A 21,588-nucleotide genomic window follows, 5' to 3' on the forward strand; every position below is an offset into this window, starting at 1 on the left:
AACTTCCACGCGTATGCCGACCAGCCAGACTTTTACCGTATTGCTGCAAAATCAGCGTCAGCGTGACAAACGTCAGCTATTGTTGCTGAGTATCGGCGTGACATTGGCGTTTGTGATTAGCCTCAGCGCCGGCGACGTTTGGTTATGGCCAACCCAGTGGCTCAGCGAGTCCGCACAGCTTTTTGTCTGGCAACTGCGCTTGCCGCGTGCGCTGGCCGTGTTGCTGGTCGGCGCCAGCCTGGCGGTGGCCGGTGCGGTGATGCAGGCGCTATTTGAAAACCCGCTGGCGGAGCCGGGGTTGCTGGGGGTCGCCAACGGTGCTGGCGTAGCGCTGGTGTTGACGGTGTTGCTGGGTAACGGCCTGTTGCCTGTTGCCATGATGAGCCTCAGCGCGATTTTCGGCGCATTGCTGATGACCTTTCTGTTACTGAGCTTCGCCCGTCGGCGTCGCTTGACCAACGCACGTTTGCTGTTGGTCGGGGTGGCGCTGGGCATCGTATGCAGTGCACTGATGACCTGGGCGGTCTATTTCAGTTCCAGTCTCGATCTGCGCCAATTGATGTATTGGATGATGGGCGGGTTTGGCGGCGTTGACTGGCGACAAAAATGGTTGGTATTCGCGTTATTGCCGGTGTTGCTGTGGTTATGCGGGCAGGGCAAGGCGCTTAATTTTATGGCGTTGGGTGAACTGCAGGCGCGTCAGCTCGGTCTTTCACTGCACCTGTGGCGTAATATTCTGGTGATGGCCATCGGCTGGTTGGTCGGCGTCAGCGTGGCGCTGGCCGGCGTGATCGGTTTTGTCGGGCTGGTGATCCCGCATATATTGCGCCTCAGTGGCCTGACAGACCAGCGCTACCTGCTGCCAGGGTGTGCGCTGGCCGGCGCCGGCGTGTTGCTGGCGGCGGACGTAGTGGCACGTATCGCCTTGCTGTCTGCGGAGCTGCCGATTGGCGTGGTCACCGCCACGCTCGGGGCGCCGTTATTTATCTGGTTACTGACCCGCGTAAAGAGCGTAAGGTAACCCTTCCGTTCACCTGCAATCAAAACAACAGGATACCTACTTATGACGCAATCCATTTATCAGATCCCAGTCGATACCATTGAGCACCAATCGACCACGCTGGAAAAATATCACGGCAGCGTACTGCTGGTGGTTAACGTGGCGTCGGAATGTGGGCTGACCAAACAGTACCAAGGGCTGGAAAGCCTGTATGAAACCTATCACTCGCAGGGGTTTGAAGTGCTCGGTTTCCCATGTAATCAGTTCCTGGGGCAAGAGCCGGGCAGTAATGAACAGATTCAGGCTTTTTGTCGCGGCACCTTCGGTGTGAAATTCCCGATGTTCAGCAAAATCGAGGTCAACGGCGAGCAGCGTCATCCACTGTACCGGGCGCTGATTGCCGCCGTTCCGGAAGCGGTTGCACCGGCAGGCAGCGAGTTTATGGCGCGTCGCATCAGTAAAGATCAGGGACCAAAACAGCGTGGTGATATCCTCTGGAACTTCGAGAAGTTCCTGATTGGCCGTGACGGTAACGTTATCCAGCGCTTTGCACCAGACATGGAACCGGAAGATCCGATCATTACGGATGCGATTAACATGGCGTTGGCAAAGTAAACAATGGAGGACGGCATGCTGCAGCTCGACCAGGTTGGGGTCACGGGGCGTCTGGCGCCGTTTTCGGCACATATTGATGCTGGGCTGCAGGTGCATCTTATCGGCCCGAATGGTGCAGGTAAAAGTACGCTGTTGGCACGTCTGGCGGGTATGCTGCCCGGGGAAGGTGAGATAAAGCTGGCTGGCCGCGCGCTGGCCGCATATCCGGGCGAGCAACTGGCGCAGCGACGCGCCTACCTTAGCCAGCAACAGCCGCCGGTGGCGCTGATGCCGGTGTTTCAATACCTGGCGCTGCATCAGCCAGCGGGCGTTGACGAACGGCCGCTGGAAAGCACCATTTATTATCTGTGCCAGCGCCTGAAACTGACGGACAAGCTGTCGCGTATGCTGACCCAGCTCTCCGGCGGCGAATGGCAGCGTGTGCGCCTGGCATCGGTATTGCTGCAGGTATGGCCGACCATCAACCCGCACGGTCGGTTATTATTGCTGGATGAGCCGACCAATAGCCTGGACGTGGCGCAGAAAGTGGCGCTGGATCGCCTGCTGCGCGAGTTTTGCCAAACGGGTCGCTGTGCGCTGGTATGCGCGCACGATCTTAACCACACGTTGCAGCAGGCCGATCGGGTATGGTTGCTGCATGCCGGTCAGGTGGTCGCGCAGGGAGCGACCCGCGATGTGATGCAACCTGATAACCTGTCGAAAATCTATGATGTCGATTTTCATTTGCACGCGGTGGGCGACCAGCGCTGGATCATGACCCGTACCGCGTAAAATGACGTATGGCATTATTATGACAGTATCAACGGATGGTAAACAAACATAACTAAAATAATTGAATAGCCTGCCGGTTATTATTCCCTTCCTGATGGCAGTTATGCGGCCTCGCTTGAAAATAATCGAATTTTTCCTATACTTATTTAAGTTCAATGAAATTAAGTAACTCATTGTTATTTATTTATCCAGTTGTTTTTTAACATTATTTTATTATTGATATAAAAACGGTATTGGCAGTGGATTGGCTTAAGGAAATAATTTTTTCTTAAGGTTTAGTTAAGCTTCAACCCGTAGATTGGCTATAAAACCACCGAAGTGATTCTCTCTTGCGTTTAATGTCCGTTAAATAAAAGAGATTTACAGTGGCGCTAAAGCAAATCCGATACGTTTGGGGTTAACTATGGAACAATTCCTGCCTTTTTCACGCCCGGCAATAGGTGAGCTAGAAATTGCGGCGGTCGAAAAAGTATTGCGTTCAGGCTGGATCACCACCGGCCCACAGAACCAACGGCTGGAGCAGGATTTCTGCCACACCTTCGGTTGTCGGCATGCCGTTGCCGTGTGTTCCGCTACCGCCGGTATGCATCTTGTACTGATGGCACTCGGCGTGGGCGCGGGTGATGAAGTGATCACCCCGTCGCAGACCTGGGTGTCCACCCTCAACATGATTGAACTGCTTGGCGCAACGCCGGTAATGATCGATGTCGATCGCGAAACGCTGATGGTCAGCGCCGCCGACGTCGAAGCGGCAATTACCCCCAGAACCAAAGCGATCGTGCCGGTCCATTATGCCGGCGCGCCGTTGCCGCTGGACGCACTGCGCGCCGTGGCGCAACGCCATAATCTGCCGCTGGTAGAAGATGCGGCGCATGCGGTTGGCGCCCGCTACCACCATCAATGGGTCGGCGCTCAGGGCACGGCAATCTTCTCTTTCCATGCGATCAAAAACCTTACCTGTGCCGAAGGCGGCCTGATCGCCACCGATGATGACGCGCTGGCTGAACGCCTGCGCAGCCTGAAGTTTCATGGGCTGGGCGTCGATGCCTTCGATCGGCAACGTCAGGGGCGCAAGCCGCAGGCGGAAGTGGTGGAACCCGGTTACAAGTACAACCTCTCGGACATTCACGCAGCCATTGCGGTGGTGCAATTGCAGCGTCTGCCGCAGTTGAACGCGCGGCGTAGCGAACTGGCGCAGCGCTATCTGGCCGCGCTACAGGATTCGCCATTCCAGCCGCTTGGCCAGCCAAACTATCCGCATCATCACGCCTGGCACCTGTTTATGGTGCGCGTTGATGCCGAACGCTGCGGTATCGATCGTGACACTCTGATGGAACGCCTGCAGGCGCAGGGCATCGGCAGTGGTCTGCATTTCCGTGCCGCGCACACGCAGAAGTTCTACCGCGAACGCTACCCGCAACTGTCGCTGCCCAATACCGAATGGAACTCTGCCCGCCTGTGTACGCTGCCGCTGTTCCCCGATATGACCGACGCAGATGTCGATCGCGTGGTCAATAGCCTGTTTTCTATTGTGGAGTTTTCCCGTGTCACGCGTTGAACCGATTAAAAAAGTGTCCGTGGTCATCCCGGTATTCAATGAGCAGGAAAGCCTGCCGGCATTGCTGGCACGGACTGGCGCCGCCTGTAAACAGCTGTCGCAGCCTTATGAAATCATTCTGGTGGACGATGGCAGCAACGATGACTCGGCTGAACTGCTGACCGCCGCAGCCGAACAGTCAGGCAGTTGTGTGATTGCCGTATTGCTGAACCGTAACTATGGCCAGCATTCGGCCATCATGGCCGGTTTTAATCAGGTTAGCGGCGATCTGGTGATTACCCTCGACGCCGATTTGCAAAATCCGCCAGAAGAAATTCCGCGGCTGGTGAGCGTCGCCGAGCAAGGGTATGACGTGGTTGGCACGGTTCGCGCCAACCGTCGCGACTCCTGGTTCCGCAAAAGCGCCTCGCGGGTAATCAACATGATGATCCAGCGTGCTACCGGTAAATCGATGGGTGATTACGGCTGCATGTTGCGCGCTTACCGTCGTCACATTGTTGAAGCGATGCTGCATTGTCATGAGCGCAGCACCTTTATTCCCATTTTGGCCAATACCTTTGCACGCCGCACCACCGAGATTCAGGTGACTCACGCCGAGCGTGAATTCGGCGACTCCAAATACAGCCTGATGAAGCTGATCAACCTGATGTATGACCTGATCACCTGTCTGACCACCACGCCGTTACGTTTGCTCAGCGTGGTGGGCAGCGTGGTGGCGCTGTCAGGTTTTTTACTGGCGGTGATATTGATCGTCATGCGTTTGCTGTTGGGGCCTGAATGGGCGGCGGGCGGGGTGTTTACCCTGTTTGCGGTGTTGTTCACCTTTATTGGCGCACAGTTTGTCGGCATGGGGTTATTGGGGGAGTACATCGGTCGTATCTACAACGACGTGCGTGCTCGTCCGCGTTACTTTGTTCAAAAAGTGGTCGGTAAACAGCATGACCACAACACTCAGGAAGAAGAATGATGAAAGCTATTGTATTTGCTTACCATGATATTGGCTGCGCCGGTCTGAAGGCGTTGACTGAAGCGGGTTATGATATTCAGGCGGTATTTACACATACCGACGATCCTGGTGAGAACAACTTCTTCTCTTCCGTTGCGCGCATTGGCGCCGAGTTGAATTTGCCGGTGTACGCGCCGGAGGACGTCAATCACCCGTTGTGGGTTGAACGGCTGCGCGAGTTACAGCCTGACATCATTTTCTCGTTCTATTACCGTAACCTGCTCAGCGACGAGATACTGTCTCTGGCCCCGCAGGGCGGTTTCAACCTGCATGGCTCGCTGCTGCCGCGCTACCGTGGCCGGGCGCCGATCAACTGGGCGCTGGTTAACGGCGAACGGGAAACCGGCGCCACGCTGCATAAAATGGTCAAGCGCGCGGACGCCGGCGATATCGTCGCCCAGCATGCGGTGGCGATTTCCGCCGATGACACCGCACTGACGCTGCATCGCAAAGTGTGCGAAGCCGCACAGGTGGTGCTGCGCGAAGCGTTGCCGAAGCTAAAAAACGGTACGGCGACCTTCAGCACGCAAAACGAAGCCGAGGCCAGTTACTTTGGCCGCCGTACGCCGGCAGACGGCGAGATCCACTGGCATAAAAGCGCCGCCGAGATCCACAATCTGGTGCGCGCGGTGACCGAACCGTATCCCGGGGCGTTCAGCTATCTCGGCCAGCGTAAAATGACGGTGTGGCGCTCCCGCGTGCTGGATATTCAGCATGACAAACAGCCGGGCACGGTACTGAGCAATGCGCCGCTGGTGGTCGCCTGTGGTGACGGTGCGCTGGAAATCATCGCCGGGCAAAACGAAGCTGGCCTGTACGTGCAAGGCGGTCGACTGGCGCAGGAGATGGGCATCATGGTTGATGCGCGTCTGGCGGCGAAGCCGGACAGCGTGGTGCAACGCAGAACGCGGGTGCTGATTCTGGGAGTTAACGGTTTTATCGGCAACCATTTGACCGAGCGTCTGCTGCGTGAAGATAGCTATGAGATTTACGGCCTGGATATCGGTTCAGATGCCATCAGCCGCTTTATGGGCAATCCGCACTTCCACTTTGTCGAGGGTGATATCAGTATTCATTCGGAATGGATCGAATATCACATCAAGAAATGCGACGTGGTGCTGCCACTGGTGGCCATCGCGACGCCAATCGAATACACCCGCAATCCGCTACGAGTGTTCGAACTCGATTTTGAAGAGAACCTGAAAATTGTGCGTGATTGCGTGAAGTACAACAAGCGCATCATCTTCCCGTCAACGTCCGAAGTGTACGGCATGTGCGACGATAAACAGTTTGATGAAGACACTTCACGTCTGATTGTCGGGCCTATCAATAAGCAACGCTGGATTTATTCGGTATCCAAACAGTTGCTGGATCGGGTTATCTGGGCCTACGGCGTGAAGGAAGGGCTGCGTTTCACGCTGTTCCGTCCGTTCAACTGGATGGGGCCGCGCCTGGATAACCTGGATGCGGCGCGTATCGGTTCGTCGCGCGCCATCACCCAACTGATTTTGAACCTGGTGGAAGGTTCGCCGATCAAGCTGGTGGACGGTGGGGCGCAAAAGCGCTGCTTTACCGACATCAATGACGGTATCGAGGCGCTGTTCCGTATTATCGAAAACCGCGATGGTCGTTGCGATGGCCAGATCGTCAATATCGGCAATCCAACCAACGAGGCCAGCATCCGCGAACTGGCGGAAATGCTGCTGGAAAGCTTCAATAATCACCCGTTGCGCGATCGCTTCCCGCCGTTTGCCGGTTTCAAAGACGTGGAAAGCAGCAGCTACTACGGCAAGGGTTATCAGGACGTTGAACACCGAACGCCGAGCATTAAAAACGCCCGTCGTCTATTGGACTGGCAGCCCACCATCGCCATGCAGCAGACCGTGGCCGATACGCTGGATTACTTCCTGCGTACCACCGCAGAGGCAGGTAAGGTGACATGAAGCGCGTCGGCTTACGCGTTGACGTCGATACCTTTAGCGGCACCCGTGACGGTGTGCCGCGTTTGCTGAGTCTGTTTGAGCAGTATCAGATTCAGGCCAGCATCTTCTTCAGCGTCGGGCCGGATAATATGGGGCGCCACCTATGGCGCCTGTTGCGGCCACGATTTTTGTGGAAGATGCTGCGTTCGAACGCGGCGGCGCTGTACGGCTGGGATATTCTGCTGGCCGGCACCGCCTGGCCGGGGCGGAAAATTGGCCGCTCGCTGGCGCCGTTGATGAAGCAGACCGTCGACGCCGGTCATGAAGTGGGGCTACATGCCTGGGATCATCAGCGCTGGCAGGCCAACGCCGGTCGCTGGAGCGACGCCGAACTGACGCGGCAGATCCAACTGGGGCAGGATGCGCTGACGGCGGCCATTGGCCAGCCGGTAAAATGCTCCGCGGCGGCCGGTTGGCGTGCCGATACGCGGGTGCTGGATGTCAAACAGCGCTTCGGTTTTCACTACAACAGCGATTGCCGCGGTACGCAGCCGTTCCGCCCGCAGTTGAGTAACGGGCGCTTCGGTACGGTACAAATTCCGGTGACGCTGCCGACGTTTGATGAAGTGATTGGCAGCGAGACCAGCCTGGCGAACTTTAACGATTATATTTTGCAGTTGATGGAAAACCAGCGAGGCGTGTCGGTATACACCATTCATGCGGAAGTGGAAGGCATGTCGCAGGCGGCGATGTTCGAACAGCTATTGCAACGGGCGCAGCGGCAGGGGATTGAATTTTGTCCGCTGAGCCGGCTGTTGCCACAGGATCTCACCACGCTGCCGGCGGGCCGTGTCATCCGCTCGCCGTTTCCTGGGCGAGAAGGCTGGTTAGGCTGTCAAAGCGCATTAAAGGATGATGAATGAAGGCATGTAAGAATATTTGGGGTGGATTGCTGACCCTGTTTTTTGCTCTGGTGTATCTGCTGCCGCTCAACGGCCGTCTATTGTGGCAGCCGGATGAAACCCGTTATGCCGAAATCAGCCGCGAAATGCTGCAACGTGGCGATTGGGTGGTACCAAACCTGCTTGGTTTGCGCTATTTCGAAAAACCGGTGGCCGGCTATTGGTTGAATAACATTAGCCAATGGTTGTTTGGTGACAGCAATTTTGCCGTGCGTTTCGCCTCGGTGTTCAGTACCGGTATTACCGCGTTGCTGGTGTTTAGCCTGGGCTGGTTGATGTGGCGCAATATCCGGCGCGCCAGCCTGGCGACGCTGATATTCATGTCGATGGTGTTGGTGTTCAGCATCGGCACTTACAGCGTGCTTGACCCGATGATCGCGCTGTGGCTGACCGCTGCGATGGCCAGTTACTATCTGACGCTGCAAGCCACTACCATCAAGGGAAAATTGGGCGGCTATCTGCTGCTGGGGCTGGCCTGCGGCATGGGCTTTATGACCAAAGGGTTCCTGGCGCTGGCGGTACCGGTGATCGCGGTGTTGCCGATTGCCATTATGCAGCGGCGTTGGCGCGAATTGCTGATTTACGGCCCATTGGCAATCGTGACAGCGGCGTTGCTCAGCCTGCCGTGGGCGTTGGCCATTGCCGAGCGCGAGCCGGATTTCTGGCACTATTTTTTCTGGATTGAACATATTCAGCGTTTTGCCGAAGACAATGCGCAACATAAGGCGCCATTCTGGTATTACCTGCCGGTATTGATGGCCGGCGTGCTGCCGTGGTTGGCGTTGCTGCCGGGGGCGTTGCTGAAAGGCTGGCGTGAACGAGCCAGGCGTCCGGAACTGTTGTTCCTGTTGAGCTGGGTGGTAATGCCACTGATTTTCTTCAGCATCGCCAAGGGCAAATTGCCAACCTATATTCTGCCGTGTATGGCGCCGTTGGCGTTGCTGATGGCCGCCTATGCCGAGGACGCCGTCGCCGCGTTGCACCATCGCGTGTTCAGAATCAATGCACTGCTCAATGGGGCATTTGGCCTGCTGGGGATAGGAGCCTTGCTGGCTATAGGTCTTGGGTTGTTGCCGCGCCTGCATCTGTTTAGCCAGCAGGAATGGCCAAAGATCATCCTCGGTATCATCGCCTTCACCGGCTGGCTGCTGTTTGCCGTGGTATCGGTGCGTGACGGCACCAGACGCTGGAGCTGGGCGGCAGCCTGCCCGCTGCTGCTGTGTTTGCTGATCGGTTATACCATCCCGCAACAGGTCATTGACTCCAAACAGCCGCAGAACTTTATTCGAGCCAATCAGGATGTGCTGGCGCACAGCCGTTATGTTTTGAGCGACAGCGTTGGGCTGGCCGCCGGTTTGGCCTGGCAGCTCAAGCGTAGCGACGTATTGATGTACAGCGAAAAGGGCGAAGTCAGCTACGGGTTGGATTACCAGGATGCGCGTAGCCGTTTCGTCAGCGATGCCGATTTCCCGCAGTGGCTGGCTCAGGCTCGTCGGCAAGGCAACGTTTCGCTGGTGTTACAGCTGTCCCGCGGGGAAAGTGTGCCGGCCAACCTGCCACCCGCCGATCAACTGCAGTTGATGAACCGGTTTGCGCTGCTGTGGTATCAGCAACAGCCATGACCGGCTATCTGTTGGTGCTGGCGGCCTGCCTGCTGACCTGTGCCGGCCAGCTGTGCCAGAAGCAGGCAGCGCGTTGCTGGTTGTTGCCGGTTGAGCTGCGTCGCCGCCACGCGCTGCGCTGGCTGGCATTGGCCTTGCTGCTGCTGGCGCTGGGGATGCTGGTGTGGCTCGGCGTGTTGCAGCGGCTGCCGCTCAGCGTGGCGTACCCGATGCTCAGCTTGAATGTGGTTGCGGTGACGCTGGCAGCGCGATGGCTATTCCATGAACCGACCACGTTACGACACTGGTGCGGCGTGGCATCGATCGTGTTGGGGATTGTGCTGATGAGTCTTGCACCATGAAAGGCTATGGATGGGGCATCGCCAGCGTACTGCTGGTTACGCTGGCGCAATTGCTGATGAAGTGGGGCATGGTGCAACTGCCACTGGTGCTGTTTGCCGACGGCGTGCTGATATTGCTACGCCAGCACGCGCTGCCGTTGCTGGCAGTCAGTGGCGGGGTTTTCGGTTATGCCCTATCGATGCTGTGCTGGTTTTTTGCCTTGCGGCATTTGCCGTTAAACCGCGCTTATCCCTTGCTCAGCATCAGCTATGCGCTGGTCTATCTGGCCGCGGTGGCGCTGCCGTGGTTCAATGAATCGGCGACGCTGCTGAAAACGTTGGGAACCCTCTGCATCCTGTTCGGCGTCTGGCTAATTACCCGCGGTGGCGCAAACAAACCTGCCGATTAACGCAAAAAAAACGTACCGTGCCGCTTATCATCTTCATCACGCTTGCCTTTTTCCTCGTACGAGGGATAAATTATGCCCAAAAGCATGTGGCAACGGATTCAATAAAGGGATATGTAGGATGCGTACACTATTTTTACTGGTCAGCCTGGTTCTGGCCGGTTGCAGCAGTCACGCACCACCGCCCAGCGGCAAACTGGCGGATTCGATCGTGGTCGTGGCGCAGTTAAACGAACAGTTACGTCAATGGCACGGTACACCGTACCGTTACGGCGGGCTGGATCGCGGCGGCGTCGATTGTTCCGGCTTCGTCTATCGAACCTTCCGCGACCGTTTCGATATGCAACTGCCGCGTTCGACCGAAGCGCAAACCGAGCTGGGCACCAAGGTGTCGCGCGATGAGCTGCTGCCGGGCGACCTGGTGTTTTTCAAAACCGGTCACGGTGAAAACGGTCTGCACGTCGGCATTTATGATACCAACGATCAATTTATTCACGCCTCCACCAGCCGTGGCGTGATCCGCTCCTCGCTGGATAACGTCTACTGGAAAAAGGTCTACTGGCAGGCGCGCCGCATCTGATCCGCGCCTTTTTCGATAAGTTAACCCGTTGTTTTCCGATATAATGGCAGCATCTCCTGTTTACTTCAGCGGTGACTGCCATGACCTCCCTGCGTTTATTGATTTCCGACTCTTACGATCCCTGGTTCAATCTGGCGGTGGAGGAGTGCATTTTCCGCGAGATGAACTCGCAAGTGATACTGTTCCTGTGGCGCAATGCTGAAACGGTGGTGATAGGCCAGTCGCAAAACCCGTGGAAAGAGTGCAATACCCGGCGGATGGAGCAAGACGGTATCCGCCTGGCACGCCGCAGTAGCGGTGGCGGCGCGGTGTTCCACGATCTTGGTAACACCTGTTTTACCTTTATGGCCGGCAAACCGGGTTACGACAAAGCGGTATCGACCAACATTATTTTACAGGCATTGTCACGACTGGGAATTAACGCCAGCGCGTCGGGGCGCAACGATCTGGTGATTGAGACCGCCGACGGCATTCGCAAGATTTCTGGTTCAGCCTACCGCGAAACCGCAGATCGCGGTTTTCACCATGGTACGTTGCTGCTGAATGCCGATCTTAACCGGCTAGCTGATTATCTGAATCCCGATCCGAAAAAACTGCAGGCTAAAGGTATCACCTCGGTGCGTTCACGGGTCGCCAATCTGGCGGAGTTTGCCCCCGACATTACTCATCAACAGGTGTGCGAGGCGATTATTCAGACCTTTTTTGCCTACTACGGCAGCAGCGCAACGGCGGAGGTGATTTCCCCCGACGCGTTCCCCGACTTGCCCAACTTTGCCGATCAGTTTGCCAAGCAAAGCAGCTGGCAGTGGAATTTTGGCAAAGCGCCGGCGTTCAGTCATCTGCTCAATGAACGCTTTAGCTGGGGCGGGGTAGATATCTTTTTCGACGTCGAACAGGGTGCAATCACTCGCGCGCAAATTTTCAGTGATAGCCTGCAACCGGCGCCGTTACAGCAGTTGGCCGGCTTGCTGGTGGGTTGTGCCTACCGCAGCGACGCGGTGGCTGCGTGCTGTCAGCGGTTGTTGGCAGATTATCCGCAGCAGGCAACCGAACTGCAGCAACTGCAACGTTGGCTGAGCGAGGTGATTAAATAACCGTAGCGGCAGATTAAGAGCACAAGATTGGCAAAAAGCAAGGCGAGCATTTTTTATCGAATTCAATGTCAAGAATAAACGCTGAAATTGATATGTAATCAGTTTTAATCAATTGTAACGTTAAACGCACAGATGATAAAAAATGCCGCCTGAGATATTTCTTAAAATCATGCCGATTTTTCTAATAAAAACAAGATGGCTAAGTCAAATTGTCAGCACAGTTATATCACTTAAGTGAAATATCGATGGTAAATCGACGTTGACGCGCCCGTTTGTCTTAAGTGTAGGCTATTCTTAACCACCACACGGCGTATCAGATATAGCCTTGAACTATCAATTAAAACCGATTTTATTGGTATTTACATTGATATTTCCGATTAATCTTACAGGGATTGATCGATAAAATATATTGATATACGATGAGATGCTCGCCATTTGGCCTCTGGCATTAAAATGAAAATCCAATTTGAAGCCGACTTTATTAGTCGCTATGTTTTCCAACCGATTTATTCTAGCGATGGACGGTTGTTAGCGGTAGAAATCTTGAGCCGATTCGACAGCCTTGACGGCGATCTGGCAATGCCAACGGAAATTGGGGTTGGCTTATTAACTCCCCGGCAGAGAGTTGCGCTATTTAATGAACAACTGCTGTTAATAGAGCAATACGCATCATGGTTTATTGAACATCAGGTGTTATTGAGTATCAATATCGAACAAAGCGTAGCAGAACTGATCGTTAATGACCGGCATGTTGCTCAGCGCTTGCAACGTTTACCGTTTATGGTGTTAGAAATCAGTGAGGGTTTTCCGCAACTGTCAGCAGGGAAAAAAAATGTCACGCTTTGCTGGCTCAGTGAGCGGTTTACGCTATGGCTGGATGACTTTGGCTCCGGCAAGGCACCGCTAAATGCGTTGTATGATGGCCTGTTTGACTACGTGAAAATAGACCGGCGATTTTATTGGCAGCTGTTTGCTCACCAAGGCTATGACATGATAATTGATTCGTTATTAAAGAATATCAATTTACTTTGCCACGGAACGATCGTCGACGGAATAGAAGATAAACACCACTTTGATAAACTGATTGATGCCGAGGTTTTTGGCCTGCAAGGTTTTTTATGGCCTAGCGTCAGTGTGGATAATCTTGATTCGCTACACCCGGTTCCCGAGGTGTTTAACAGAGAAAAACAATAGTTATTTATAGTGTGATGGGCTGTCCATAGCGAGCCGTCGAGGTGGCGTTTGCTATCGTGAGGTTAAACAGTACGCAGCAGCGGAATAGGGAGCCGGGCAGCGTTTTTCCTTCCGTTGTGAGTTGTTATTCGTCGTCAACCTTTCAGCGTGCAAATATATTCTGCCAGCACCGTCACCGTTACCTGCACACGGATGCCGCGCAAAGCCTGATTTAGCCGTAACTGCCTGTGCGGCGGCGGGTATCCCCTGCATTTCCTCGGTGTTAATCAGCGCATTCTGGCTCTACACTACAGTGAACGGAGGGCCTATGCCGCAGTTCGAAAACGCATACCACCAGCAATTGCCTGGTTTCTACACAGAATTAACCCCAACCCCGTTGCAGGGAGCGCGTTTGCTGTATCACAGCGAGCCGCTGGCGCATGAGCTGGGATTGGATGACAGTTGGTTTACGCCAGACAATGTGCCGGTGTGGGCCGGCGAGCGGCTGCTTCCGGGCATGCAACCGCTGGCACAGGTCTATAGTGGGCATCAGTTTGGCGTATGGGCCGGGCAATTGGGCGACGGTCGCGGCATTTTGCTCGGCGAGCAGCGTTTGCCGGATGGCCGCAGCATGGACTGGCATCTCAAGGGCGCAGGTTTAACGCCGTACTCGCGTATGGGCGATGGCCGTGCCGTATTACGCTCGGTGGTGCGTGAGTTTCTTGCTTCGGAAGCGATGCATCATCTGGGGATCCCTACCAGCCGTGCGCTGACCATCGTCACCAGCGACCAACCGGTGTATCGCGAGCAGCCGGAGCGCGGTGCGATGCTGATGCGCATAGCGGAAAGCCATGTGCGATTCGGCCACTTTGAACATTTTTATTACCGTAAACAGCCGGAGCAGGTTCGCCAGTTGGCGGATTTCGTGATCGCCCGCCATTGGCCTGCATTAGCCGACAGCGCCGACAAATATCTGCTGTGGTTTACCGAGGTGGTTGAGCGCACCGCGCGTCTGATGGCCGACTGGCAGACCGTCGGTTTTGCCCATGGGGTGATGAATACCGACAATATGTCGATCCTGGGGATTACCATCGATTATGGTCCATATGGTTTCCTTGACGACTATCAGCCGGGTTACATCTGCAACCATTCGGATCATCAGGGGCGTTATGCCTTTGACAATCAGCCGGCGGTGGCGCTGTGGAATCTGCATCGTCTGGCTCAGACGCTCTCCGGACTGATGCGTGTCGAGCAGTTGGAAGCGGCGCTGGCGGCCTTTGAACCGGCATTAATGCAGGCCTATGGTGACAAGATGCGCGCCAAGCTCGGCTTCTTCAGCCAGGAGAAGCAGGACAACGATTTGCTGACCGGCCTGCTGAGCCTGATGACGGCAGAGGGGCGAGATTATACCCGAACCTTCCGTCTGCTAAGCGAGGTTGAACAACTGCAAACGCGTTCGCCGCTGCGCGACGAGTTTATCGACCGTGACGCGTTCGACCGCTGGTATTTGCAGTATCGCCAGCGTTTGTTGCAAGAGCAGATCAGTGATGAACAGCGTCAACGGGCGATGAAAGCGGTGAATCCCAAGCTGATTTTGCGTAACTATCTGGCTCAGGAAGCGATCGAAGCGGCGCAGAAGGATGACATTGGCAAACTGGCACGCTTGCACCAGGCGTTATTGAAGCCGTTTGACGACGATCCGCGTTACGAGGATTTCGCCGCGCTGCCGCCGGATTGGGGCAAACACCTGGAAATATCCTGCTCGAGCTAAGCTGATGGATCAATGCCTCGCGCTGCGACGAGGGCATTGATCACCTTGCTGCGTCTGGCGTTATTGCCGCAGATAAATCTGCGGTAATGATGTCGTTTCCGGATGCGCCATCACCCCGACGTCTGCCTGATACCAGCGGGTGAGCTGTTCGGCTTGCAATACTTCTGTCGGGGAACCGCTGGCCACCAGGTGTCCCTGATGCATAAGCAGAATGCGATCGGCATACAGTGCCGCCAGATTGAGATCGTGCAGTACGCAACACACCGCCAGCGGCTGCTGTCGGGTCAGCGAGCGCAGTAGCCGCAGCGTATGTTGCTGATGGTACAAGTCTAGCGCCGAGGTCGGTTCATCCAGAAACAGCCAGCGTGGCGAAGGAGTCGCTTGCCATAGCTGCGCCAATACCCGTGCCAGCTGCACCCGCTGCTGCTCTCCACCTGAAAGCTGACGATAATCGCGTTGCGCCAGGCTTAGGCAGTCGGTCTGCTGCATCACCTGTTGCAGCGCCTGCTGCATATCTCGCCGGCCGTGCGGTGCGCGCCCCATGGCGATCACGTCTTGCACGCTGAACGGAAACGCCAGACTGCTGTGCTGGCGCATCACTGCCCGCACCTTGGCCAGTGACGTCGGCTGCCAGTGTTCCAACGGCTGGTCGAGTAGCAGACATTCCCCGCAGCTTGGCTGCAAATAACCGGTCAACAGGCGCATCAGGGTGGATTTACCGGCGCCGTTAGGGCCGATAATTGCTACCATTTCACCGCTGGCAATGTTCAGTGAAACGTCATTGACGATACGACGCTTGCCGAGTGTATAACGCAGCTGTTGTGCCGTTAGGCAGGCGGCACTAGTCACCGAGTCTCTCCCGCTGGCGTATCACCAGCCACAAGAAATAAGGGCCGCCGATCAGGCTGGTCATCAAGCCCACCGGCATTTCCGCCGGGGCGACCAGAGTACGCGCCAGCGTGTCGCTGACCAGCAGCAGACAGGCACCACCCAGAGCCGAGGCAGGCAGCAGCCAACGGTGATCGCCGCCGAGGCGCATACGCACCAGGTGCGGTACCACCAGACCGATAAAACCGATTACCCCACTGACCGCCACCGCGGCACCGGTCAATAATGCACTGAGCAACAGCAGTTGCAGTTTGACGCGCTTAACGTTTACCCCGAGGTAATGGGCTTCTTCATCGCCTAACTGCAACAGATTAAGACGCCGTGCCTGCAATAGCGTCAGTAACGCGGCTGGCAGAATCAACGACGCGGCGATCGCCAGCGTTGGCCACTGCGACTGGTTGAGACTGCCCATCATCCACAGCGAAAACTGCCGCAGTTGCCGATCGCTGCTGATATAAGACAGCACGCCAATCGCCGCCATGCACAGCGCGTTGATGGCGATGCCCGCCAGCAGCAGACGCGACAGGCTGCCATGACCGCTACGGCTGATGCCGTAGATCAATAATGACACCAGCAGGCTACCGATAAACGCCGCCAGCATCTGGCTGTACAAGGCGATGGCCACCGGCAGGGTCAGTGGCAGGATAATCGCCAACGCCACGCACAGCGCGCCGCCACTGCTGATGCCCAGCAGGCTTGGATCCGCCAGCGGGTTGCGGAACAACCCCTGCATCACCGCGCCGGACACCGCCAGTGCACACCCGATCACCACCGCCAGCAGTACACGTGGCAGGCGGATGTTGAACCAGATGTGCCAGGCGGTATCGCTGAATGGCTGTTGCCATAGCGTAGTGAACGACAGCGTCAGGGCGCCGTAATTGGCGGCGACCAGCGCCAATAGCGTCAGCGCCAGCAACAGACCGCCAATCACCAGACATGGCGAGGTCCGAGCGCGCATTACCGCTGCTCCGCCGCGTGACGCAGTTTGGCCAGCGCCGCCGGTGTTTGCAGGCCGAAGCCGAGTAACGCCATGTCGTCAACGATCAGCACGTGACGGTGCTTGCCAGCCGGGGTGAGGGCAATGCCTGGCAAACGCCATAATTGCTGCAACCCACCGAGGGATTGCACGCCGTCGGTGGTCACCAACAACAGGTCGGGCGCACTGGCAATAACCCCTTCTTGTGACAGCGGTCGATAATGGTTAAAGCCTTGCATGGCGTTGGTCAGACCGGCGGCGCGGATCACCGCGTCAGCGGCGGTCTGCTGGCCGGCGGCCATCGGCGTGATACCACCGTGGCTCATCACGAACATCACCTTGACCGGCAGCGGTTGGGTGTTGACCGCCGCCAGTTGCTGACGATAGCCTTCGGTCAGCTTTTGCCCCTCGGCGCGGAGATTCAACGCGGTGGCGACGGCGTTGATTTTTTCCGGCACCGCATCCAGCGTGGTATCACCGGGAATGAGTACCACCGGCACCTTGCTTTCCTCGAGCTGTTTGAACACCAAGGTTGGTTGAGCCAGTTCGCTGGACAATACCAGCGTCGGTTTCAGCGCCAGAATGCCCTCGGTGTTCAACTGTCGCATATAGCCGACGTCCGGCAGCTGTTGCAGTGCGGCAGGATACAGGCTGGTGCTGTCGCGTGCGACCAGCCGATCGCCGGCACCAAGCGCATAGACGATTTCACTGACGTCGCCGCCGATGGAAACAATGCGCTGCTGCGTCGCGGTGGCACCAAACGACAGCAGCGTCGTGCACAGGGCCAACGCCTGGATGATGGAGGTTTTCATGCGGCGATGTCCTTGGCGCGCAGAGCGGCAATCTGCTCACGCCATTGGGTCTGTTCCGGCTGACCTTCGGTGCGTTGACCATATAACTGGGCGATCTGTGTACCGTCGGCGGCAAACAGCTCCAGGCTGGTGACGATGCCGTCTTTGGTCGGCTTGCGCGTGATCCAGCTTTCGGCAATGGCTCCGCCGATCAGATGCAGGGTAAAACGCCGGTTGAACACGTTAATCCAGCCGTCTTGCGGCATCAGACGCTCAATTTGCCCGGTGAAGATCTGCACGCAGCCACGGTTGCCGACAAAAATCATGATTTCATTCTGCGCCTGATGCGCCGCCGCGAGGATCTGCGCCAGCGCCTGGTTATCCACCTGATAAGCCAGGTCGTCGCCCACGGCACGAAACGCCTGCTGGCGAGACAGGTGATGGCGGTTGAGCAATGCGAAAAATTGGTGCACGTCGGTCATGGCGCGCCATTCGCGGTCGATTTGTGCGTTGTCCGGCGTGGCGTCGGCTGCTTTTGTCGCCGCCGGTTGCAACGCCAGTGGCGGATTGTCTTCGCCGGCATGGCGTTCTACCAGCGCCATCCAGGCGGCAAGGTCGGTTTCTTCGGTGGTATACACCTTGTGCAAGGCATCGCCCTGATGGTCGAAAAATTGAATGCTGTGGCGCACGCCACGTTTATTGGTTTCGCTCAGGCTGAAGGCGCTGGCCCACTGGTTGAGGAACAGCCGCAGATCCAGTTCGCGCGGATTGAGAATCAGTCCGGCGTGACCGTTCAGGTGCTGGTGCTGATAGCGTCCCAGTTGTTCATGCACCGCGTAGGCGTTACGGGTGATCGATTTGGTGACGCCGACCTGCTCCAACTGGGTAAGCAGACTGCGGGCGTCGCTGTGCAGGCGGCGAGCATCATGGCCGACGCGAGCATGGGTCAGTTCCGCTTCGCTAACGCTGAGCAGCTGCGCCAGATCGCGGGCATATTTACCCGGGTTGTCGATTTTCGCTTGCTGATAGCGGGTGTAAAGTGCGTTATTCATCCGTGTTCTCCTGACGTAATAGGGGAGTGGCGGGTGCCGGCCCGCCGAATAATCAAGTGATTACCACTGGTAGCTGACCAGCAGTTTGGCGTTGCGGCCATCCTGCGGAATGCCCAGTGGCGAGTAGTATTCTTTGTCGAAGGCATTGCCCAGCACCACGGTGGTGGTGACGCCTTGCCATTCGGCACGACCCTTATAGCTTAGGTAGAAGTCATTAACGCCATAGCCGGCCTGCTGTGCGCTGCCGCTCGGCACCTGTGTGGCGCGCTGGGCAAAGGTGGCAACCCAGCCGGTAGACAGGCCGGTATCGGCGATCGGTAGGTCCAGCGTGCTGGTGACGGTGTCGGGGTTGATGCTGGCGATCCATTCGCCGGTGGCCTGGTCTTTACCGCGCGTACGGTTATAGGACAGATCCCAGCCAAACCCTCTGGTTTTGTAACTCAGAGTGGCATCCCAACCCCAGATCTTTGCGCGTTCGATGTTGGTGGAATAGGTGGTGCAGCTAATGCAGTATGGCCCAGTTGGACCGCGTCCCAGTTGCATGGTGACGCCGGTGGAAATGTAATCTTTGGCCTTGGTATCAAAATAGCTGGCTTTGAATTGCAGATTGTCATCAGCCAGTAACAGATCGTCGAAGCGCAAACCAAAACCGTATTCCTGCGTGGCGTTGGTTTCCGGTTTCAAGTTTGGGTTTGGCACCCAATAGTTGGTAATGGTGGTCGGCCCCATCGGGATGGAAAAGTGCTTGGAGTCATTGTACATCTCGCCCATGGTTGGCGCGCGGAACGCCTGGGAATAGGAACCGAACAACATCAGCCAGTCGGTCGGCGTGATGCTGAGCGCTCCGCGCGAAGACCATTTATCAGCGTTGACGTCGTCATAGCCGTTACTTTGCCCCTGATAATCGTCGTAACGCGTGCCGGCCAGAATCGATACCGGCAAGTCGCGCAGCGTGATTTCATCCTGCAGCCAGATCGAAGCAAATTTGATCTCGGCCTGTGGGAAGCTTTCGGTTGCGCCACCCGGCGTTTGTTCCTGCTTATAGGCTTCAGTTCCATAGGTGAACAGGTGGGATGCTGGGCTGTCGACGAACAGACGCGTGCGGTTTTCCAGTTTGGCGCCACGTGTGGTCTGCTTGCGCGCCTCATCTTCACTGCCGCCAGTATGCGCGTTGATCTGCACTTCGGAGTAATACACCTTGGCTTCGGCATCCAGCCAGTGCTGGCCGAGCGGATTCAGTTGATAGCTCAGTTGTCCGTCGCGTTGAATGGTAGAGCGGTCGGTCATAAGATTGCTGGCGGACGCGGCAGACTCCTGCGGGTTTTTGGGCTCCTGGGCACGATTGTTGTAATAACGCAGGTTACCGCTCAGCGACTGGTTTTCGTCGATACGCCAGGTACCTTTGGCCAACACATTGCTGATGGTTTCGTCATTGGGCGCATCGAAACCGTTGCCCTGACGCAAGTCACCCACGTCGCGGGTGCCGAATGACAGCAGGCCGTCAAGCGTGTCGGTTCGCCCATAGGCGCTGGCGCCCATACCCAGGCTGTGATCGCCGCTGGCGGCGTTGCCGAAGACCCGGTAGCCGCTGTTACGGCCCGGCAGCAGCAGATCGGCGGCATCGACGGTTTCATAAGACACTACGCCGCCAAGTGCGCCGCTGCCGTACAGTAACGCAGCCGGGCCGCGTACCACCTCAACCCGTTTTACCAGGCCTGGGTCGAGAAAAGTACCGTTGATGTGACCGGTGTCGGTACCCTGACGGATACCATCGACCAGAATCAATACGCCGCGCCGATCGTAACCGCGCATCGAAACGTCCTGCCCATTGCTGCGGCCAGTGCCGCTGACGGTAATGCCGGGCACCTTGCGCAGCATATCGGCGGCGGAGGAGGCGGTCTGGCTTTCCGGGCTGTCACCGTTAATGACGGTGACCATCATCGGCGCTTCAAAACTGCTGCGCTGATTACCGGTGGCGACCACGGTGAGGGTATCGTCTTTACTGACGGTCGTTTTCGTGGGCGCATCGTGGGTGCGGGCGGGGGTATTGGCGAAAGCCATCGCCGGCAGCGCGCAGGCGACAGCCAGACTTAAGGTTGAAAAGCGTAGTCTGGTGGCAAAGATAAGAGGCATGGGCAACTCTCCGTATGCTGTTAAACATATCAATAGATTTGCTGGCTGCCTGGATCAAACGATCGGGGTGGCTCGCAGGGAAGGTTTTTTATTTTTACTTAGTCAGGATCAATTTTCCTGCTTTGGTCTGGCGCAGCTGATAGCGCTGCCCTTGATGCGTAATAATGGCGATGCCGTCTGCGCCCAGCAGCTGTTGGCTGTCATAACAGGGTATCGGCAGGTCGCTGTGGATGGCGATTGACGAGCCCGATGGCGCAGGATTCTGGTTCGATTTTTCCATAGGTTCGGCCTGAAAAACAAACTTCAAATGGTAATTAATATCAAAGTGATAATCATTATCATGTGAACATTCGGTTACATCAAGGAAAATTTCCTTACCGAGGGAACCTTTTTGCTTACACTGCATCTGGCAGTGGAACGACGCGGGGGCGCCCAAACGCCATAGGGTTACTTCAGCAGGGTCTCGATGCGATCGAACAGTTTTTCCGGCTTGGTGATCGGCGCAAAGCGGGTGACACGCTGGCCGTCGGCGGTCAGCAAAAACTTGGTGAAATTCCATTTGATGCGCTGAATGCCGAACAGCCCAGGAGCCCGGCGCTTCAGCTCGCTGAACAACGGGTGTGCGCCTGGCCCGTTAACCTCGATTTTGCTGAACAGTGGAAAACTGACGCCGTAGTTCATGGTACAAAAACTGGCGATCTCCAGGGCATCGCCCGGCTCCTGCGCACCGAACTGATTGCAGGGGAAGCCCATCACCACCAAACCGCGCTGGCGATAGTATTGCCACAGGTTTTCCAGGCCACGGTATTGTGGGGTAAAGCCGCATTTGCTGGCGGTATTGACCAGCAGATAGGCGCGTGCCGGATAGTCCGACAGGGTTTTTGCTTCGCCTTGCAGCGTAGTGCAGGGGATGCTCAACAGTGAAAGGCTCATGCAGGGAACTCCAA

At 56.5% G+C, this 21,588-nt stretch carries 21 protein-coding genes; 14 read left to right on the forward strand and 7 right to left on the reverse strand.

Annotation, left to right across the window (positions count from 1 at the left end; genetic code table 11):
• The first annotated feature begins 13 nt into the window (after positions 1 to 13).
• The 14 genes from btuC (at position 14) to AC2AXP_RS05500 (ending at position 14,801) form a co-directional block, all read left to right on the forward strand.
• A complete protein-coding gene (gene btuC, locus AC2AXP_RS05435; RefSeq protein WP_004963656.1) occupies positions 14 to 1,021 on the forward strand; it encodes a vitamin B12 ABC transporter permease BtuC in 1,008 nt (335 codons plus the stop codon).
• A 42-nt stretch (positions 1,022 to 1,063) separates the two neighbouring features.
• Positions 1,064 to 1,615, forward strand: a complete 552-nt coding sequence (locus AC2AXP_RS05440) for a glutathione peroxidase (protein ID WP_004963650.1) — start codon at positions 1,064 to 1,066, stop codon at positions 1,613 to 1,615.
• A 15-nt stretch (positions 1,616 to 1,630) separates the two neighbouring features.
• Complete coding sequence (gene btuD / locus AC2AXP_RS05445) at positions 1,631 to 2,386, forward strand: vitamin B12 ABC transporter ATP-binding protein BtuD (protein WP_039992756.1); 756 nt, start codon at positions 1,631 to 1,633, stop codon at positions 2,384 to 2,386.
• Between the two features lie 403 nt (positions 2,387 to 2,789).
• Complete coding sequence (gene arnB / locus AC2AXP_RS05450) at positions 2,790 to 3,944, forward strand: UDP-4-amino-4-deoxy-L-arabinose aminotransferase (RefSeq protein ID WP_484381462.1); 1,155 nt, start codon at positions 2,790 to 2,792, stop codon at positions 3,942 to 3,944.
• A complete protein-coding gene (arnC, locus tag AC2AXP_RS05455; RefSeq protein ID WP_449145469.1) occupies positions 3,931 to 4,911 on the forward strand; it encodes an undecaprenyl-phosphate 4-deoxy-4-formamido-L-arabinose transferase in 981 nt (326 codons plus the stop codon). Before arnB ends, arnC begins: the two co-directional genes overlap by 14 nt.
• Complete coding sequence (arnA, locus tag AC2AXP_RS05460; RefSeq protein ID WP_088499922.1) at positions 4,911 to 6,893, forward strand: bifunctional UDP-4-amino-4-deoxy-L-arabinose formyltransferase/UDP-glucuronic acid oxidase ArnA; 1,983 nt, start codon at positions 4,911 to 4,913, stop codon at positions 6,891 to 6,893. Before arnC ends, arnA begins: the two co-directional genes overlap by 1 nt.
• Positions 6,890 to 7,795, forward strand: coding sequence for a 4-deoxy-4-formamido-L-arabinose-phosphoundecaprenol deformylase (arnD, locus tag AC2AXP_RS05465; protein ID WP_004963637.1), 906 nt, complete (start codon positions 6,890 to 6,892; stop codon positions 7,793 to 7,795). Before arnA ends, arnD begins: the two co-directional genes overlap by 4 nt.
• Positions 7,792 to 9,456 carry a lipid IV(A) 4-amino-4-deoxy-L-arabinosyltransferase gene (gene arnT, locus AC2AXP_RS05470; RefSeq protein WP_004963633.1) on the forward strand — a complete coding sequence of 555 codons (1,665 nt, stop codon included), beginning with the start codon at positions 7,792 to 7,794 and terminating at the stop codon, positions 9,454 to 9,456. Before arnD ends, arnT begins: the two co-directional genes overlap by 4 nt.
• Entirely contained in the window at positions 9,453 to 9,797 is a 345-nt protein-coding gene (gene arnE, locus AC2AXP_RS05475; RefSeq protein ID WP_004963631.1) for a 4-amino-4-deoxy-L-arabinose-phosphoundecaprenol flippase subunit ArnE, read from the forward strand. The genes arnT and arnE overlap by 4 nt, the downstream gene beginning before the upstream one ends.
• Complete coding sequence (gene arnF / locus AC2AXP_RS05480) at positions 9,794 to 10,186, forward strand: 4-amino-4-deoxy-L-arabinose-phosphoundecaprenol flippase subunit ArnF (protein ID WP_004963629.1); 393 nt, start codon at positions 9,794 to 9,796, stop codon at positions 10,184 to 10,186. Before arnE ends, arnF begins: the two co-directional genes overlap by 4 nt.
• Positions 10,187 to 10,304: 118 nt before the next feature.
• The gene (locus AC2AXP_RS05485; RefSeq protein ID WP_004963628.1) at positions 10,305 to 10,763 is read left to right on the forward strand and encodes an NlpC/P60 family protein; all 459 of its coding nucleotides are present in this window, start codon (positions 10,305 to 10,307) and stop codon (positions 10,761 to 10,763) included.
• 80 nt (positions 10,764 to 10,843) lie between these two features.
• Entirely contained in the window at positions 10,844 to 11,857 is a 1,014-nt protein-coding gene (lplA, locus tag AC2AXP_RS05490; protein WP_004963623.1) for a lipoate--protein ligase, read from the forward strand.
• Between the two features lie 453 nt (positions 11,858 to 12,310).
• On the forward strand, positions 12,311 to 13,051 hold the full coding sequence (locus AC2AXP_RS05495) for an EAL domain-containing protein (RefSeq protein ID WP_449145473.1): 741 nt from the start codon (positions 12,311 to 12,313) through the stop codon (positions 13,049 to 13,051).
• A gap of 307 nt (positions 13,052 to 13,358) precedes the next feature.
• The gene (locus tag AC2AXP_RS05500; RefSeq protein WP_484381463.1) at positions 13,359 to 14,801 is read left to right on the forward strand and encodes a protein adenylyltransferase SelO; all 1,443 of its coding nucleotides are present in this window, start codon (positions 13,359 to 13,361) and stop codon (positions 14,799 to 14,801) included.
• A gap of 60 nt (positions 14,802 to 14,861) precedes the next feature.
• On the opposite strand, the gene AC2AXP_RS05505 is transcribed toward AC2AXP_RS05500, so the two are convergent.
• The 7 genes from AC2AXP_RS05505 to AC2AXP_RS05535 all read right to left on the reverse strand — a co-directional run bounded on the left by AC2AXP_RS05505 (position 14,862) and on the right by AC2AXP_RS05535 (position 21,574).
• A complete protein-coding gene (locus AC2AXP_RS05505; RefSeq protein WP_484381464.1) occupies positions 14,862 to 15,650 on the reverse strand; it encodes a heme ABC transporter ATP-binding protein in 789 nt (262 codons plus the stop codon).
• Positions 15,643 to 16,647: a FecCD family ABC transporter permease gene (locus AC2AXP_RS05510; RefSeq protein ID WP_198773163.1), complete on the reverse strand. Its 1,005-nt coding sequence runs from the start codon at positions 16,645 to 16,647 to the stop codon at positions 15,643 to 15,645. Before AC2AXP_RS05510 ends, AC2AXP_RS05505 begins: the two co-directional genes overlap by 8 nt.
• Positions 16,647 to 17,477 carry a heme/hemin ABC transporter substrate-binding protein gene (locus AC2AXP_RS05515; RefSeq protein ID WP_004963611.1) on the reverse strand — a complete coding sequence of 277 codons (831 nt, stop codon included), beginning with the start codon at positions 17,475 to 17,477 and terminating at the stop codon, positions 16,647 to 16,649. The genes AC2AXP_RS05510 and AC2AXP_RS05515 overlap by 1 nt, the downstream gene beginning before the upstream one ends.
• Entirely contained in the window at positions 17,474 to 18,508 is a 1,035-nt protein-coding gene (locus AC2AXP_RS05520; protein ID WP_039992159.1) for a hemin-degrading factor, read from the reverse strand. The genes AC2AXP_RS05515 and AC2AXP_RS05520 overlap by 4 nt, the downstream gene beginning before the upstream one ends.
• Before the next feature lie 60 nt (positions 18,509 to 18,568).
• On the reverse strand, positions 18,569 to 20,641 hold the full coding sequence (locus tag AC2AXP_RS05525; protein ID WP_484381465.1) for a TonB-dependent hemoglobin/transferrin/lactoferrin family receptor: 2,073 nt from the start codon (positions 20,639 to 20,641) through the stop codon (positions 18,569 to 18,571).
• A gap of 94 nt (positions 20,642 to 20,735) precedes the next feature.
• The gene (gene hemP, locus AC2AXP_RS05530) at positions 20,736 to 20,921 is read right to left on the reverse strand and encodes a hemin uptake protein HemP (protein WP_039992755.1); all 186 of its coding nucleotides are present in this window, start codon (positions 20,919 to 20,921) and stop codon (positions 20,736 to 20,738) included.
• A 167-nt stretch (positions 20,922 to 21,088) separates the two neighbouring features.
• Positions 21,089 to 21,574 carry a glutathione peroxidase gene (locus tag AC2AXP_RS05535; RefSeq protein WP_004963593.1) on the reverse strand — a complete coding sequence of 162 codons (486 nt, stop codon included), beginning with the start codon at positions 21,572 to 21,574 and terminating at the stop codon, positions 21,089 to 21,091.
• Between the last annotated feature and the right edge of the window lie 14 nt (positions 21,575 to 21,588).

The organism is Serratia sp. Sp408, assembly GCF_057180665.1.